The 14,567-nt window shown below is 70.5% G+C and carries 18 protein-coding genes; 13 read left to right on the forward strand and 5 right to left on the reverse strand.

Annotation, left to right across the window (positions count from 1 at the left end; genetic code table 11):
* Positions 1 to 24 precede the first annotated feature (24 nt).
* A complete protein-coding gene (locus tag CEG14_RS12295) occupies positions 25 to 705 on the reverse strand; it encodes a type 1 glutamine amidotransferase domain-containing protein (RefSeq protein WP_094826635.1) in 681 nt (226 codons plus the stop codon).
* Positions 705 to 1,757, reverse strand: a complete 1,053-nt coding sequence (locus CEG14_RS12300) for an NADP-dependent oxidoreductase (protein WP_094826636.1) — start codon at positions 1,755 to 1,757, stop codon at positions 705 to 707. The genes CEG14_RS12295 and CEG14_RS12300 overlap by 1 nt, the downstream gene beginning before the upstream one ends.
* Before the next feature lie 176 nt (positions 1,758 to 1,933).
* Between CEG14_RS12300 and CEG14_RS12305 the strand changes: the two genes are divergently transcribed.
* The 3 genes from CEG14_RS12305 to CEG14_RS12315 all read left to right on the forward strand — a co-directional run bounded on the left by CEG14_RS12305 (position 1,934) and on the right by CEG14_RS12315 (position 3,880).
* A complete protein-coding gene (locus CEG14_RS12305) occupies positions 1,934 to 2,443 on the forward strand; it encodes a YbaK/prolyl-tRNA synthetase associated domain-containing protein (RefSeq protein WP_094826637.1) in 510 nt (169 codons plus the stop codon).
* 9 nt (positions 2,444 to 2,452) lie between these two features.
* On the forward strand, positions 2,453 to 3,238 hold the full coding sequence (locus tag CEG14_RS12310; protein WP_143277206.1) for an NRDE family protein: 786 nt from the start codon (positions 2,453 to 2,455) through the stop codon (positions 3,236 to 3,238).
* A gap of 186 nt (positions 3,239 to 3,424) precedes the next feature.
* Positions 3,425 to 3,880, forward strand: a complete 456-nt coding sequence (locus CEG14_RS12315; protein WP_094826638.1) for a carboxypeptidase-like regulatory domain-containing protein — start codon at positions 3,425 to 3,427, stop codon at positions 3,878 to 3,880.
* Positions 3,881 to 3,983: 103 nt separating this feature from the next.
* Here CEG14_RS12315 and CEG14_RS12320 read toward each other — a convergent pair whose 3' ends face one another.
* Entirely contained in the window at positions 3,984 to 4,358 is a 375-nt protein-coding gene (locus CEG14_RS12320; protein WP_094826639.1) for an MAPEG family protein, read from the reverse strand.
* A gap of 165 nt (positions 4,359 to 4,523) precedes the next feature.
* Here CEG14_RS12320 and CEG14_RS12325 point away from each other — a divergent pair, with 165 nt between their 5' ends.
* Entirely contained in the window at positions 4,524 to 5,354 is an 831-nt protein-coding gene (locus CEG14_RS12325) for a CPBP family intramembrane glutamic endopeptidase (RefSeq protein WP_256985669.1), read from the forward strand.
* 18 nt (positions 5,355 to 5,372) lie between these two features.
* On the opposite strand, the gene arfB is transcribed toward CEG14_RS12325, so the two are convergent.
* Positions 5,373 to 5,789 (reverse strand): alternative ribosome rescue aminoacyl-tRNA hydrolase ArfB, encoded by a 417-nt coding sequence (gene arfB, locus CEG14_RS12330; RefSeq protein ID WP_094826641.1) that lies wholly within the window; start codon positions 5,787 to 5,789, stop codon positions 5,373 to 5,375.
* Between the two features lie 118 nt (positions 5,790 to 5,907).
* On the opposite strand from arfB, the gene queE reads away from it, so the two are divergent.
* From queE to CEG14_RS12365, 7 genes are all read left to right on the forward strand, one after another.
* A complete protein-coding gene (queE, locus tag CEG14_RS12335; protein WP_094826642.1) occupies positions 5,908 to 6,540 on the forward strand; it encodes a 7-carboxy-7-deazaguanine synthase in 633 nt (210 codons plus the stop codon).
* 31 nt (positions 6,541 to 6,571) lie between these two features.
* Positions 6,572 to 7,018: a 6-carboxytetrahydropterin synthase QueD gene (gene queD, locus CEG14_RS12340; protein WP_094826643.1), complete on the forward strand. Its 447-nt coding sequence runs from the start codon at positions 6,572 to 6,574 to the stop codon at positions 7,016 to 7,018.
* Between the two features lie 329 nt (positions 7,019 to 7,347).
* Positions 7,348 to 7,824 carry a MarR family winged helix-turn-helix transcriptional regulator gene (locus CEG14_RS12345; RefSeq protein WP_094826644.1) on the forward strand — a complete coding sequence of 159 codons (477 nt, stop codon included), beginning with the start codon at positions 7,348 to 7,350 and terminating at the stop codon, positions 7,822 to 7,824.
* Complete coding sequence (locus CEG14_RS12350; RefSeq protein ID WP_094826645.1) at positions 7,821 to 9,881, forward strand: FUSC family protein; 2,061 nt, start codon at positions 7,821 to 7,823, stop codon at positions 9,879 to 9,881. Before CEG14_RS12345 ends, CEG14_RS12350 begins: the two co-directional genes overlap by 4 nt.
* On the forward strand, positions 9,878 to 10,090 hold the full coding sequence (locus CEG14_RS12355) for a DUF1656 domain-containing protein (RefSeq protein WP_094826646.1): 213 nt from the start codon (positions 9,878 to 9,880) through the stop codon (positions 10,088 to 10,090). Before CEG14_RS12350 ends, CEG14_RS12355 begins: the two co-directional genes overlap by 4 nt.
* Positions 10,091 to 10,094: 4 nt before the next feature.
* Positions 10,095 to 11,012 carry an efflux RND transporter periplasmic adaptor subunit gene (locus CEG14_RS12360; protein WP_094826647.1) on the forward strand — a complete coding sequence of 306 codons (918 nt, stop codon included), beginning with the start codon at positions 10,095 to 10,097 and terminating at the stop codon, positions 11,010 to 11,012.
* A gap of 55 nt (positions 11,013 to 11,067) precedes the next feature.
* The gene (locus CEG14_RS12365) at positions 11,068 to 12,540 is read left to right on the forward strand and encodes an efflux transporter outer membrane subunit (protein WP_094826648.1); all 1,473 of its coding nucleotides are present in this window, start codon (positions 11,068 to 11,070) and stop codon (positions 12,538 to 12,540) included.
* Between the two features lie 114 nt (positions 12,541 to 12,654).
* On the opposite strand, the gene CEG14_RS12370 is transcribed toward CEG14_RS12365, so the two are convergent.
* Complete coding sequence (locus CEG14_RS12370) at positions 12,655 to 13,440, reverse strand: SDR family oxidoreductase (protein WP_094826649.1); 786 nt, start codon at positions 13,438 to 13,440, stop codon at positions 12,655 to 12,657.
* A gap of 235 nt (positions 13,441 to 13,675) precedes the next feature.
* Here CEG14_RS12370 and gmk point away from each other — a divergent pair, with 235 nt between their 5' ends.
* Together gmk and rpoZ are read left to right on the forward strand one after the other, a co-directional pair.
* Entirely contained in the window at positions 13,676 to 14,308 is a 633-nt protein-coding gene (gene gmk, locus CEG14_RS12375; RefSeq protein WP_094826650.1) for a guanylate kinase, read from the forward strand.
* 38 nt (positions 14,309 to 14,346) lie between these two features.
* Positions 14,347 to 14,550 (forward strand): DNA-directed RNA polymerase subunit omega, encoded by a 204-nt coding sequence (rpoZ, locus tag CEG14_RS12380; protein WP_003811126.1) that lies wholly within the window; start codon positions 14,347 to 14,349, stop codon positions 14,548 to 14,550.
* Positions 14,551 to 14,567 lie beyond the last annotated feature (17 nt).

Here is a 14,567-nt window from a genome sequence, read left to right on the forward strand (position 1 = left end):
CACGCGGGCCTGGTGCCGCGGCGCCTAGCGTTCCAGCGCGCTCAGCAGGGCCTGCGCCGCCGCCTCCGACGACGCCGGGTTCTGGCCGGTGATCAGCATGCCGTCGTGCGCCACGTGCACCGCCCAGTCGGGCGAGCGCGTGTAATGGCCCCCGAGCCGCTTTAGCTCGTCTTCGACCAGGAAGGGCACGACCTTGGTCAGCTCGACCGCGCGCTCTTCGGTGTCGGAGAAGCCCGTGACGTGACGGCCGGCCACGAGCGGCCGGCCATCGGCCGCCTTGGCGTGACGCAGCACGCCCGGCGCGTGACAGACCAGCGCCACCGGCTTGCCCCCGGCCAGCATGGTTTCGATCAGCGCGATGGAGCGCCGGTCTTCGGCCAGGTCCCACAGGGGGCCGTGGCCGCCCGGATAGAACACCGCATCGAAGTCGGCCGCATCGATCCGGGCGAGCGGCACCGTGTGCGCGAGCGCGTCGCGCGCCTCGGCATCGGCGTCGAAGCGGCGGGTGGCATCGGTCTGGGCGTCGGGGTCGCTGCTCTTGGGATCGAGCGGCGGCTGGCCGCCCGCCGGCGATGCCAGCACCAGCGTCGCGCCCGCATCGCGAAACACGTAGTACGGCGCGGCGAACTCCTCGAGCCAGAAGCCGGTCTTGCGACCGGTGTCGCCCAGGCGGTCATGCGAGGTCAGCACCATCAGAATCTTCATCATGCGCTCCCGTCGTCGGTGCCGACGCGCACGATGCGCTTGCCGGCGTTTTCACCGCGCAGCAGGCCGATCAGCCCCTGCGGCGCGGCCTGCAAGCCTTCCACCACGTCTTCGCGGTACTTCACGTGTCCCTGCTCGATCCAGCCGGCCATGTCGCGGCGGAACGTGCCGTACTGGTCGGGATAGTCGAGCATGATGATGAAGCCCTGCATGCGGATGCGCTGCGTGAGCACGGTGCGCATCAGCTGCGGCAGGCGGTCGGGGCCGTCCGGCGTGCCGGTGGCGTTGTAGCCCGAGATGAGCCCGCACACCGGCACCCGCGCGCGCGGGTTGAGCAGGGGCAGCACGGCCTCGAAGACCTTGCCGCCGACGTTCTCGAAATACACGTCGATGCCCTTGGGCACGACGTCGGCCAGCGCGCCGGCCAGGTCGGGCCCGCGATGGTCGACGCAGGCGTCCATGCCGAGCTCCTCGACCGCGTAGCGGCACTTGTCGGCGCCGCCGGCAATGCCGACCACGCGGCAGCCCTTCAGGCGCGCCACCTGCGCCACCACCGAGCCCACCGCGCCGGTGGCGGCGGCCACGACGACGGTCTCGCCGGGCTGAGGCTGCCCGATGTCGAGCAGGCCCATGTAGCCGGTGTAGCCCGGCATGCCGAGCACGCCCAGCGCATACGAGGGGCGATCGGGCGCGGCGCCGAGCGACAGCAGGCCGGTGCCGTCCGACAGGCTGTAGTCCTGCCAGCCGGCCTGCGACAGCACCCAGTCGCCCACCGGATACTCGGGATGATGGCTGGCCACCACGCGGCTCACGGTGCCGCCCACCATCACGCCGCCCAGCGCGACCGGCGTGGCATACGACTTGGCATCGCTCATGCGGCCGCGCATGTAGGGGTCGAGGGAAAGATAGACGGTGCGCAGCAGCACCTGGCCCGGCCCCGGCGTGGGCACGGCCTCGGTCTCGAGGCGGAAATCCTCGGGCGTCGGTTCGCCCGTGGGGCGGCGCGCCAGCACGATGCGGCGGTTGACGGTGGCGGATTGCGATGACGACATGGGGTACGGCCTCCTCGCGCTTGCGCGCATGGTGGGCACGAGCCTGGCGGCCCGCGCCCGGTTCCTCTTTTGTACACCATGCCCGCGGCGGATCGCAGCAGGATCGCGGGCGTATGATGTAGCCCCGATGGGCGCTCCCGCCCGCAGCCGCCGCGGCCCGCCGCGCACTCCGACTCATGACGACCGACGTATTCCAGCAATTGCAGGACCTGCTCTCCGGCCATCGGGCCGAATTCACGCTGCTGCGCCACGCCGCCGAGGGCCGCTCGGTCGAGGTCGCCGCGATCCGCGGCACCCAGGTGAGCCAGGGCGCCAAGGCGCTGGTCTGCCGCGTGAAGCTCAGCTCGACCTTGCGCCAGCACGTGCTGGCGGTGTTCCCCGCCGACGGCCAGGCCGACCTCGACGCCATCGCGCTCGCGGCCGGCGGAAAAAAGGCCTCGCTGGCCTCGCGCGACCTCGCCCGCGAGCTCACGGGCTGCGAGATCGGCGCGATCCCGCCGTTTTCGTTCAACCCGGAGCTCAAGCTGATCGTCGATCCGAGCCTGGCGCACCGCCACGAGGAAATCGTGTTCAACGCGGGCCGGCTCGACGCCTCGATCCTGATGCGCGCCGATGATTACTTCCGCATCGCGCAGCCCCAGGTCGCGCCGCTGGTGCGCACCGCCGACGCCACGCCCGCCGCCTGAGCGCCCGCCATGTGTCTTGCCGTCCTCGCCCTGCAGCACGTGCCCGGCATGCCGGTGCTGATCGCCGCCAATCGCGACGAGTTCCACGCCCGCCCCACCGAGACCATCCATGCCTGGCCCGGCCAGCCCACGATCTATGCCGGCCGCGACCTGCAGGCCGGCGGTTCGTGGATGGGCACGACGGCGGCCGGCCGCTATGCGCTGGTCACGAACTACCGCGAAGTCGGCGCGCAGCGCGCCGACGCCATCTCGCGCGGCGAGCTGGTCGAGGCCTACCTGCGCGGCACGGAGAGCGCCGCGCAATACGCCGCACGCGTGCACGCGGCGGGCGCGCGCTACAACGGCTTCAACCTGATCGTGGGCGACCTGCACACCGCATGGTATTGCAGCAACCGCGACGCCGGCTCGCCGCGCCGCCTCGCGCCCGGCGTGCACGCCGTGTCGAATCACCTGCTCGACACGCCCTGGCCCAAGCTGGTGCGCCTGAAAGCCGCCTTCGCGGCCGTGCTGGAACAGGGCCGCGGCCCCTTTGCCGCGCGCATCCCCGCGCTGTACGCGGCGCTCGACGACCGCACGCCCGCGCCCGACGCCGACCTGCCCCGCACCGGCATCCCGCTCGAGCGCGAACGCCTGCTGAGCAGCCCCTTCATCGTGAGCCCGGACTACGGCACCCGCAGTTCGACCCTGCTGGCCTGGCACGCGGACGGCCAGGGCGAGCTGCACGAACGCAGCTTCGCGCCCGACGCCAGCATCCTGCGCGAAACCGAATTGCGCTTCGCCCTGGCCGCGCGCTGAGCGCCACGCTCATCCCCGGGTATGCCGGCCTCATCCCCGGCGGCCATTGACCGTCTGTTCCGTTCGCTTGATATTGCTAACAAGCCGCGCGCGAACTTCGGCGCGGCGCCTTCGGTCCAACGACTTCCTTCCCGCACTGCGCCCGCCGGACACGGCGCGGCGCGCGGGCGATTCAGGAGATCCAACATGAAGAAAAGCTACGAACGTTCCATGATCGCGGCGGCCATGCTCGCCGGTTCCCTCGCGTTGTCGGGGATGGTGCAGGCCCAGGAAACCCTGCCGGTGATGCCGCAGGCGCAGACCCAGGGCGACGTCAAATTCGTAACCGGGGGTATCGGCGAAGGCCAGTCCGGCGCGCTGCAAAAGGCCTCCAGCGACTATCGCCTGGCCCTTACGTTCGCGCAGGCCGGCGGCAGCGGCGGCAAGGGCGTGTATCTCGCCGACGTGCCCGTGCAGATCATCGACGCCAAGGGCGCGACGGTGCTGTCGACCAAGACCGACGGCCCCTACCTGCTCGCCAATCTGCCCGCGGGCGAATACACGGTCAAGGCCAGCGCCGACGGCGTGGAAAAGACCCAGAAGGTCAAGGTCGGCGCGAGCGGCACCACGCGCGCGGTGTTCGAGTGGCCCGCCGGCAAGTGAGCGCGCCACATTGAAGGTTGCGCGCGACGTTGAACGTTGCGCGCGCAACCGCGCCTGCCGAAACGGCCCGCCACGCGGGCCGTCTTCGCGTCCGGGCGCGGGATCACACGCCCGAGAACAGGATCACCACGTTCAGGATCAGGGCGGTGAGCCAGCTCACCGAGCGCAGCGTGCCATACCCGCCGACATAGAGCGCGATGTAGACCACGCGCACCAGCAGCCAGGCGCCCATCAGCACGGCCAGATGCTGCGGCTCGGCCCGGGTGTAGAGCGCGTACAGCACGGCGGCATAGAAGAACGGCAGCGCCTCGAAACCATTCTGCTGCGATGCATGGGCACGCGCGCGCCAGCCTTCCTGGCTGGCCAGCCAGGCGCGCGGCGCATTGTTGTCGTAGCGTTTGCCGCCCGCCTTGGCCAGGCCCGCGGACACCACCGGCAGCAGGGCCGCCACCACCATCAACCATCCGATCCATTGCATCGCTGTCTCCCGTTCCGGCACGTGGAGGCCGGGCGCGACATGATTGCGTGCCCCTTCTTCCGCGTCAACCGCGCGGGGCCCGGCCGCACAGATTGAAACCTCGCCGGGCCCGGCGCCCGCATGGGCTCGCATACACTGCGGGTCCGTTTCGTTGAACCCTGCCCGATGACGCCTGGCCTCGCCCCCTGGTTCCTGCTGACCCCGGCCTATGTGCTGCTGTGGCCGCGCGCCACGCGCCCGGCCGCGCTGGCGCTGGCGGTGGCGGGCCTGGGCTTCGCGGCCTACGACGGCCAGGTCGACGCACGCGCGTTGCTGGCGCTGGCCCTGCTGGGCCTGTCGGCGTGGGCCGTGCGGCTGCGGCGCGGCTGGCCGGTGCCGCTGGGCCATGCGCTCTTCATCGCCACCGCCATCGCGCTGGCCCTGCATCTGCTGCCCGGCTTTCACAACCCGCGCGTGATCGACGCGGTGCAGTTCGATCCGCGCGCGCTGCCGTTCACCATGTATTTGAACTACGACAAGCCGATCATCGCGCTGTGGATCATGCTGGTGCTGGCGCCGCCGCGCTTCGGACCCGACGCGCGCGCCACCGTGGGCGCCGCGCTCGCGGCCGGCACCGCCGCCTGCGTGCTCTGCCTGGGCACGGCGTGGGCGCTGGAATTCACGCGCTGGGCCCCGCACTGGCCGGCCGAAGGCGGGCTCTGGCTGCTCAACAACGCGGTGTTCGTGACGCTCGCCGAGGAGGCGCTGTTCCGCGGCTATGTGCAGGAGCGGCTCACCCGCCGCATCGGCCCCTGGCCCGCCTGCGCGATCGCGGCGCTGCTGTTCGGCCTGGCCCACTTCGACGGCGGCCCCGCCCTGATCGCGCTCGCCACCCTGGCCGGACTCTGCTACGGCTGGGCCTACCGCCACGGCGGCCTGGCCGCCGCCGTGCTCGCGCACCTCGCGCTCAACGCCGCGCACTTCGGCCTGTTCGTGTATCCGGCGCTGGCCGGGTGACTCCGCCGCGGCCCGCCCTCAGTCCCCCGACACCCGCCCCCGCAGCCGCTTCACGTCGCCGCGCTGGGTCTTGCGCTGGATGCGGCGCTGCTGCGATGCGCGGGTCGGGCGCGTGGCCTTGCGCGGCTTGTCGTCGTGCAGCGCGCGGCGCAGCAGCGCGAGCAGGCGCTCGACGGCATCGGCGCGGTTCTTTTCCTGGCTGCGGAAGGCCTGGGCCTTGATGATGACCACGCCGTCCTTGGTGACGTGATGGTCGTCGAGCGCCATCACGCGTTCCTGCACTTCCGGCGGAAGGGCACTGGCGCGCAGATCCAGGCGCAGATGGACCGCGCTGGAGACCTTGTTCACGTTCTGGCCGCCGGCGCCCTGGGCCCGGATCATGCCGAACACCAGATCGCGGGGATCCAGGTAGAGATCGTGCTTGATATGCAACATAAGGCGGGAGTCTACCCGTGCCCGGCGCCTCGCGGGCGGGCTGGCCGCGCCCCGAAGCCCGGCAGCCGGTAAAATGTTGGATTATCCCGACCTCCGGCCTGTCCGCCCGAGGGGCTTCATGACTTACTCCGCCAAAGAAATCTTCAAAACGCTGCAGGGCGAAGGCGCCCAGGCCGGCCGCGCGGCCGTGTTCTGCCGCTTCGCCGGCTGCAATCTCTGGAGCGGCCGCGAAAGCGATCGCGCCAGCGCCGTCTGTACCTTCTGCGACACCGACTTCGTCGGCATCGACGGCGAAGGCGGCGGCAAGTTCGCCACCGCCCAGGCGCTGGCCGACACGCTCGCGCGCACCTGGGGCCCGGAACGCGCCGGCCGCTACGTGGTATTCACGGGCGGCGAGCCGCTGCTGCAGCTCGACACGCCCTTGATCGAGGCCGTCCATGCCGAGGGCTTCACGATCGCGATCGAAACCAACGGCACGGTCGAGCCGCCGCCCGGCATCGACTGGATCTGCGTGAGCCCCAAGGGCAATTCGCAGATCGTGCTGCAGCGGGGCAACGAGCTCAAGCTGGTCTATCCGCAGCGCGAGGCGCCGCCCGAGCGCTTCGCCGGCCTGGATTTCGAGCACTTCTTCCTGCAGCCCATGGACAGCCCGCAACGGCTCGCCCATACCGAGGCCGCGGTGCAGTACTGCATGCAGCATCCGCAATGGCGGCTCAGCGTGCAAACCCATAAATACATAGGCATTCCATGAAAGTCAGCATCAGCACGGCGGGGTACGCGTCGTGATTTCCGTTACCCGCAGGCTGGAATTCGACGCCGGCCACCGCATTCCCGATCACCGCAGCCAGTGCCGCAACCTGCACGGCCATCGCTACGTGCTCGAGCTCACGCTCACGGGCGACATCGTGCAGGCGCCCGGCGAGTCCGACAACGGCATGCTGATGGACTTCTCCGAGATCAAGTCGATCGCCAAGCAGCACGTGGTCGATGTGTGGGACCACGCCTTTCTGGTCTACGAGGGCGACAGCGCCGTGCGCGCGTTCCTCGACACCCTGCCCGGTCACAAGACCGTGGTGCTCGACCGCATCCCCACGGCCGAGAATCTCGCCACCATCATCTTCGGCATCCTGGCGCCGCACTATCACGGCCATTACGGCGCCGACCTGCGCCTGACCCGCGTGCGCCTGTACGAAACGCCCAACTGCTGGGCCGACTGCACCGGCGCCTGAGCGCCGCGCTTCGGCGGCCGGCCCGAACCGGCTGCCGCTGACCTTCCCGCCGCCTTTCCCGCCGACCTTCCCGGTGCCTGCGCGCCGCACAGCTGCGCTGGATCGCTGCACCCGGAGGCGGCGCCCGTCCGCAACACCCGCATGGGCGTGAATCCCTGCGCCCGGACGGCCGCGCCGACGCCGCGTCCCCGCCCGCCCAACTGTCTCCCCGCTGAATCGACCCCGTTTTTGGCGAGCCACCGCGCCGGCTCGCCGTTAGGAACAATCGATCGGAATTATTGCAATTTCCTATTTATTAGCATCCTACTAAATAGGATACAATGGTTCCCATGAACTCGCCGACCGACTCCCGCCTCATGGCCATGACCGCCAATCTCATGGTGCTTTCGCGCGCCTACCGCAGCGCGGCCGACAAGGCGCTGGCCGACTTCGGCATGTCGCAGGCCACGGCCTGGCCGGTGATCCTCACCGGCCGCCTGGGCGACGGCGTGCGCCAGGGTGCGCTGGCCGAGGCCCTCGGCGTCGAGGGCCCCTCGCTGGTGCGGGTACTGGACCAGCTCGTCGCGGCCGGCATGATCGAGCGCCGCGAGGATCCGCAGGACCGCCGCGCCAAGACCATCCACCTCACCGAGGCGGGCCAGGTGCTGCGCGAGCGCGTCGAGAGCGTGCTGGTGCGGTTGCGCCGGCAACTGTTCGACGGCGCGAGCGACGCCGACATCGAGGTCTGCCTGCGCGTGTTCGACTCGCTCAAGACCGCGCTGGGCCGCCAGACGGCCGCTTCCATGGAGGACGACAAACGACCATGAAGCTGCCCAATCTCGAGGAATCCCTCTTTTCCCTCAAGTGTTACCTGGGCGCCATGATGGCGCTTTATGTTTCGTACACGATCGGCCTGCCCCGCCCCTTCTGGGCCGTGACCACGGCCTACGTCGTGTCGCAGCCCTGGTCGGGCGCCGTGCGCTCCAAGGCCATCTATCGCCTGGGCGGCACCTTCTTCGGCTCGGCCATGACGGTGTACTTCGTGCCGCGACTGTCCAACTATCCGGTGCTGATGACCGCGGTGATGGTGCTGTGGGTCGGCATGTGCCTGTACATCGCCGTGCTCGACCGCACGCCGCGCTCCTACCTGTTCATGCTGGCCGGCTACACCGCCGCGATGATCGGCTTCCCGAGCGTCACCGATCCGTCCACCGTGTTCGACACGGCGCTCGCCCGGGTCGAGGAGATCAGCCTCGGCATCCTGTGCGCCACGCTGGCGCACAGCCTGATCCTGCCGCGCGGCATCGCCGGCCCGCTGATGGGCCGGCTCGACGCCACCGTGCGCGACGCGCGCAGCTGGATCCAGGACGTGCTCAACCGCCGCAACGACGAGGCCCAGCACGCCCGCGACCGCCGCGTGCTCGCCAACGACATCACCCAGCTGCGCCTCCTGTCCACCCACGTGCCGTTCGACACCGGCAACATCCGCTGGACCGCCGATTCGCTGCGCGCCATGCAGGATCACATCGCCGCCCTCACGCCCGCCGTGTCGGCCGTGGAAGACCGGCTGCGCGCGCTCGCGGCCGCGGGCCGCGACCTGCCGGCGCCGGTGGCCGAGGTGCTGGAATCGATCTCGGTCTGGATGGACGGCTCGCGCATCGCCACGCGCGACGAGGCCGTGCGCCTGCGCGCCGCGCTGACCCGGCTCGAGCCCGAGCTCGGCGCCGAGGCCTCCTGGCAGGACGCGCTGCTCACCAGCCTCCTGGTGCGCCTGCGCGAGCTGGTCGACACCTACGACGCCTGCCTGGCCCTGCGCCTGGACATCCGTGACGGCCTGGCCGGCACCCCGCGCCTGTCGGCCCGCCCGCGCCGCCTGACCCGCGGCCCCGCGCTGCACCGCGACCACGGCGTGGCGCTGCTGTCCGCCCTGGCCGCGGGCCTCGCGATCTCGATCTGCTGCGTGTTCTGGATCGGCACGGCCTGGAGCAACGGCGCCACCGCCGCGATGATGGCCGCGATCTTCAGCTGCTTCTTCGCCGCGCAGGACAACCCCGTGCCCGGCATCATGCAGTTCCTGACCTACACCATCTATTCGATTCCGTTGTCGGCGCTCTATCTGCTGGGCATCATGCCGGCGGTGCACTCGTTCGAGATGCTGGCGCTGTCGCTGCTGCCGGTGGCCTTCTTCACCGGCGTCTACATCATGCGGCCGGCCACCACCGGCAAGGCCATGGCCGTGTTCTTCGGCCTGACCGGCACGCTCGCCCTGCACGACACCAACACCGCCGACCTGGTGTCGTTCATCGACACGGTGCTGGCCCAATGCATCGGCGTGGCGCTGGCCGCGCTGATCGCCGCGCTGTTCCGCACGCTCAGTGTCGAGGTCAGCGCGCGCCGCATCCAGGCCGCCAACTGGCGCGAGCTGATTGCCCTGGCCGGCAACCGCCGGGTGCCGGGCCGCCAGGCCTACGCCACCCGCATGCTCGACCGCATCGGCCTGCTGCAACCGCGCCTGGCGATCAGCAAGCGCGCCGACGACCAGCTCGCCGACGACGCGCTCAAGGATCTGCGCGTGGGCAAGGACATCGCCGAGCTGCAGCGCGCGCGCCGTCACCTGCCGGTGGCCGACGCCGCGATCCAGCCCGTGCTGACCGGCCTGGGCGATTTCTTCCGCGAACGCCTCGCGGGCCGGCGCGGCGAGCGCAGCCCGCAACTGCTCGAGCGCATCGACCGCGCGCTGGCCAGCGTGTGCGCCAGCGGCGACAGCGCCGGCGGCCCGCGCGAACGCGCCGTCGTGGCCCTGGTGGGCATCCGGCGCGCCCTTTACCCCGACGCTGACGACTTCCGGGCGCAGCGCCTCGAACCCGCAGGAAACGCATCATGATTGGCGAGTTCAACTTCTACGGCATTTTCTTTCCCTGGCTGCTGGTGCTCGCCCTGCCGACGCTGGCCGCCGCCTGGCTGGCGCGCCGGGTGCTGGCCCGGGTCGGCTTCTACCGGCTGGTCTGGCATCCCGCGCTGTTCGACCTGGCGCTGTTCGTCGTGCTGTTGTACGGCGCTTTCCTGATTTCCCCTTATTTTTTCCAGAGATAGCAGTATGAAACTCCCAACCATGCTCCGCCCCGCCGCGATCGGCCGATTCGCCGTGACGGCAATCGTCGTTGCCGCCGCCGCGTATGCCGGCTGGCAACTCTGGGTGCACTATGAAGTCGAACCCTGGACCCGCGATGGCCGCGTGAAGGCCTACGTGGTGCAGGTCGCACCCGACGTGTCCGGCCTGGTCACCCAGGTGCCCGTGCACGACAACCAGGACGTGAAGGCCGGCGACGTGCTGTTCGAGATCGACCAGGCGCGCTTCACGCTGGCGTTCGACCAGGCCCAGGCCGCCGTGAAGGCGCAACAGGTCGCGCGCGACCAGGCCACCCGCGACGTCAAGCGCAACCGCTCGCTCGGCCAGCTGGTGTCGGCCGAGACGGTCGAGCAGAGCCAGACGCGCCTGCAGCAGACCGAGGCCGCGCTCGCGCAGGCCGAGGTGCAGCTCGACACGGCGCGCCTGAACCTCGAACGCAGCCGCGTGACCGCCGCCGTCGATGGCCGCATCACCAACCTCGACCTGCGCGTCGGCGCCTACGCCACCGCCGGCCATGCCGTGATGGCGCTGGTCGATGCGCGCTCGTTCTACATCGAGGGCTACTTCGAGGAGACCAAGCTGGCGCGCATCAAGGAAGGCGACGCGGCCGTGGTCACGCTGATGGGCGAATCGCGCCAGATCCGCGGCCATGTCGAGAGCATCGCCATGGGCATCGCCGACCGCGACCGCAGCACCAGCGCCAACCTGCTGCCCAACGTCAACCCCACGTTCAACTGGGTGCGGCTGGCGCAGCGCATCCCGGTGCGCGTGAAGATCGACGAGGTGCCCGAAGGCGTGCGCCTGGTCGCCGGCCAGACCGCCACCGTCGCGATCGAGAACGCCCCGCCCGCCACCGCCCCCGCCGCCGCGCCCGCGGCCGGCTGATGCCGCGGCCCGCCACCGCTTTCGCCACCCGAATCCACTCACCAGAAGTCCTGCCATGAAAACCCGCCTCTTCCTGCCGCTCGCCCTTGCGCTCGCGCTGGCCGGCTGCTCCGCCGTCGGCCCCGACTATCACGTGCCCGAACAGGCCGTGGTGAAGCGGGACGCGGCGCAAGGGGCCTTCACGCAGGCCGAAGGCATGGTCAGCGCCGCACCGCTGCCGGCCCACTGGTGGCGGCTCTACCGCGACCCCGTGCTCGACGGCCTGATCGAACAGGCGCTTGCCGCCAACACGGACCTGCGCGTGGCCGCGGCCAATCTGGAACGCGCCCAGGCCGTCACGCAGGAGGCCCAGGCCAGCCAGCAGCCGACGGTGGGCGTGAACGCCTCCCCGACCTTCGGCCACAGCTCGGGCATCCAGCAATTGCAGCCCGACGTGCGGCCGCAGGACCGCTGGTCGTACTCGGGCGGCGTCAGCATCTCGTACCAGGTCGACCTGTTCGGCCAGATCCGCCGCGCCATCGAGGCCGCACGCGGCGACGAGGCGGCCGCGCAGGCCGCCTACGACAGCGCCCGCGTGACGCTGGTCGCCGAGACCACGCGCGCCTATGCCGACATGTGCTCGGCCGGCATGCAACTGGCCTCGGCCAACCACTCGGTGCAGGTGCAGCGCGAATCGCTGCAGGCCGTGGAGCGCCTGCAGAACGCCGGTCGCGGCACCGCGCTGGACGTCTCGCGCGCCCGGAGCCAGCTCGAACAGTTGCAGGCCAACCTGCCGCCGTTCCAGGCGCAGCAGCGCATCGCGCTGTATCGTCTGGCCTCCCTCACCGGCCGCGCGCCCGCCGAGCTGCCGACCTCGCTGCTGCAATGCGCCCAGCCGCCGCGCCTGACCCAGACCATCCCGGTCGGCGACGGCGCCGCGCTGCTGCGCCGCCGGCCCGACATTCGCCAGGCCGAGCGCACGCTGGCCGCCGCCACCGCCCGCATCGGCGTGGCCACCGCCGATCTCTACCCCAAGATCTCGCTGGGCCTGTCGGGCGCCTCGGGCGGCCCGGCCAGCATGATCGGCGACCGCGGCACCTTCAGCTGGAGCGTCGGTCCGCTGATCAGCTGGACGCTGCCCAACACGGGCGCGGCCCAGGCGCGCATCGCCGAGGCCGAGGCCTCGACCAAGGCCGCGGCCGCGCGCTTCGACGGGACCGTGCTCAATGCACTGCGCGAGACCGAGAGCGCGCTGGTCAGCTACGCGCGCCAGCTCGACCGCGACGCGGCGCTCGCCGCCGCGCGCGACCAGAGCAAGCTGGCCGCGCAGCAGGCGCGCCAGCTCTTCACGCTGGGCAAGACCGACTACCTGACCGTGCTCGACGCCGAACGCACGCTGGCCGCCAACGAGAGCGCGCTGGCGGCCTCGCAGGCCCAGCTCTCGTCGGACCAGGTGGCGCTGTTCCTGGCGCTGGGCGGCGGTTGGGAAGACGACCAGGGCCAGGGCGCGCAGCCCGCGGCCCCGGCAGCCCCCGCCGCGCCGCGCTAGCCGCCGCGCCAGCCGCCGCGCTGGCCGCAGCCGGCGATCCGGCAGGCTCGCGCAAAAAAAACAGACGCCCCGGAAAACCGGGGCGTCTGCTTTTGTTGCGTGCGCGACGAACGATCAGCCGCGGCCGACGTAGGGCATGTTGGTGGCCATGATGGTCATGAACTGCACGTTGGCGTCGAGCGGCAGCTTGGCCATGGCGGCCACGGCATGCGCCACGTGGGCGACGTCCATGCGCGGCTCGACGGCGGTGCGGCCATCGGCCTGCAGCACGCCGCGCGCCATGCGCTCGGTCATGTCGGTGGCGGCATTGCCGATGTCGATCTGGCCGCAGGCGATGTCGTACTGGCGGCAGTCGAGCGAGATCGACTTGGTCAGGCCCGTGACCGCGTGCTTGGTGGCGGTGTAGGCGATCGAATAAGGCCGCGGCGCATGCGACGAGATCGACCCATTGTTGATGATGCGGCCGCCGCGCGGCGACTGCGCCTTCATCAGCCGGATGGCGGCCTGGGCGCAGAAGAACATGCCGTTCAGGTTGGTGTCGACCACCTCGCGCCAGGTTTCGATGGGCAGCTCTTCGATCGGCACCGCGGGCGCGCCGCGCCCGGCATTGTTGAACAGCACGTCGAGGCGGCCATACTCGCGCTGGGTGGCTTCGAACAGCTCGCGCACCGACTCCTCGCGGGTCACGTCGGTGGGCACGACCAGCGCGCGCACGCCGTCTTCGCCGGCGGCGATGCGGGTCTGGTCGAGCGGCTCGCGGCGGCGCCCGGCCAGCACCACGCGGTAGCCCTGGGCCAGGAATTCGAGCGCAACGGCGCGGCCGATGCCGGTGCCGGCGCCGGTGACGAGCGCCACCCGGGCGACGGGCGCCTCGGGCGTTTCAGACGTGTGGGAATTCAAAGCCGACTCCAGCAACGTAATTGTAACCGCGCCATCCTACCCCAATCCCGGGCGCCCGGATGCAAGCGGCGGTGACGATTTCGCTCCAGGCTTGCGCGCGGGCAAGGCGGCCGCGGCCGGCACGTCGGCACCCGCCACAACGGCACGCGACGCAGCGGCGCCCGGCGCGGCGGCGCCCGGCACAATGGCGTCCGATTTGCTATGCTTCGCCTCTCGCACCGTGTGTTTCAGTTCCATGTCCGCTCACTCCGGCAATGTCTTCATGGTCGTCGCCCCCAGCGGCGCCGGCAAATCCAGCCTGGTCCGCGCTCTGCTCGACCGCGACCCGTCCATCATTTTGTCCATCTCGTGCACCACGCGCGCGCCGCGTCCCGGCGAGGAAGACGGCCGCGAATACCGTTTCGTGACGCCGGAGGCCTTCGCGCAGATGCGCGACGAGCAGCAGCTGCTCGAGTGGGCCGAGGTGCATGGCAATTTCTATGGCACGCCGCGCGACCGCATCGATGCGGCCACCAAGGCCGGCCAGGACGTGCTGCTGGAGATCGACTGGCAGGGCGCGCGCCAGGTGCGCCAGCGCTACCCGGAAGCCATCGGCATCTTCATCCTGCCGCCCTCGATCGAGGAGCTCGAATCGCGCCTGAAGGCGCGCGGCCAGGATGCGCCGCAAGTGATCGCGCGCCGCCTGCTGGCGGCCGGCGGGGAAATCGCCCACGCGCCTGAATGCGAATATGTTATTATTAATCAAGAATTTAGCGTAGCCCTCGCGGAGCTGAACCAGATCATCAGCGCCGCACGGCTGCGTTTTTCGTCTCAGGCCGCCCGAAATGGCCAGTTGTTCGCGCAACTCGGCATTCCGGCCGCGCACTGAAACGTCCCATCATCCGTCAGCATCTCAGGTAATTCTCAATGGCCCGCATCACTGTCGAAGACTGTCTGAATCAGATCCCCAATCGCTTCAAGCTCACGCTGGCCGCCACCTACCGCGCCCGCGAACTGGCCCAGGGTCATGCCCCGCGCTTGGACAGCAAAGACAAGCCCACCGTGACCGCGCTGCGTGAAATCGCCTCGGGCCTGACCGGCCTGGAAATGCTGCGTAAAGTCCCGACCTGATCACGGCCGGGGAGGCG

It is taken from the genome of Bordetella genomosp. 1 (assembly GCF_002261335.1).
In the GTDB taxonomy this organism is placed as follows: domain Bacteria; phylum Pseudomonadota; class Gammaproteobacteria; order Burkholderiales; family Burkholderiaceae_B; genus Bordetella.

Coding starts and splice junctions, on each gene's coding strand:
- CEG14_RS12295 (WP_094826635.1), bottom strand. CDS start 705: ATGAAGATTCTGATGGTGCTGACCTCGCATGACCGCCTGGGCGACACC.
- CEG14_RS12300 (WP_094826636.1), bottom strand. CDS start 1,757: ATGTCGTCATCGCAATCCGCCACCGTCAACCGCCGCATCGTGCTGGCG.
- CEG14_RS12305 (WP_094826637.1), top strand. CDS start 1,934: ATGACGACCGACGTATTCCAGCAATTGCAGGACCTGCTCTCCGGCCAT.
- CEG14_RS12310 (WP_143277206.1), top strand. CDS start 2,453: ATGTGTCTTGCCGTCCTCGCCCTGCAGCACGTGCCCGGCATGCCGGTG.
- CEG14_RS12315 (WP_094826638.1), top strand. CDS start 3,425: ATGAAGAAAAGCTACGAACGTTCCATGATCGCGGCGGCCATGCTCGCC.
- CEG14_RS12320 (WP_094826639.1), bottom strand. CDS start 4,358: ATGCAATGGATCGGATGGTTGATGGTGGTGGCGGCCCTGCTGCCGGTG.
- CEG14_RS12325 (WP_256985669.1), top strand. CDS start 4,524: ATGACGCCTGGCCTCGCCCCCTGGTTCCTGCTGACCCCGGCCTATGTG.
- arfB (WP_094826641.1), bottom strand. CDS start 5,789: ATGTTGCATATCAAGCACGATCTCTACCTGGATCCCCGCGATCTGGTG.
- queE (WP_094826642.1), top strand. CDS start 5,908: ATGACTTACTCCGCCAAAGAAATCTTCAAAACGCTGCAGGGCGAAGGC.
- CEG14_RS12345 (WP_094826644.1), top strand. CDS start 7,348: ATGAACTCGCCGACCGACTCCCGCCTCATGGCCATGACCGCCAATCTC.
- CEG14_RS12350 (WP_094826645.1), top strand. CDS start 7,821: ATGAAGCTGCCCAATCTCGAGGAATCCCTCTTTTCCCTCAAGTGTTAC.
- CEG14_RS12355 (WP_094826646.1), top strand. CDS start 9,878: ATGATTGGCGAGTTCAACTTCTACGGCATTTTCTTTCCCTGGCTGCTG.
- CEG14_RS12360 (WP_094826647.1), top strand. CDS start 10,095: ATGAAACTCCCAACCATGCTCCGCCCCGCCGCGATCGGCCGATTCGCC.
- CEG14_RS12365 (WP_094826648.1), top strand. CDS start 11,068: ATGAAAACCCGCCTCTTCCTGCCGCTCGCCCTTGCGCTCGCGCTGGCC.
- gmk (WP_094826650.1), top strand. CDS start 13,676: ATGTCCGCTCACTCCGGCAATGTCTTCATGGTCGTCGCCCCCAGCGGC.
- rpoZ (WP_003811126.1), top strand. CDS start 14,347: ATGGCCCGCATCACTGTCGAAGACTGTCTGAATCAGATCCCCAATCGC.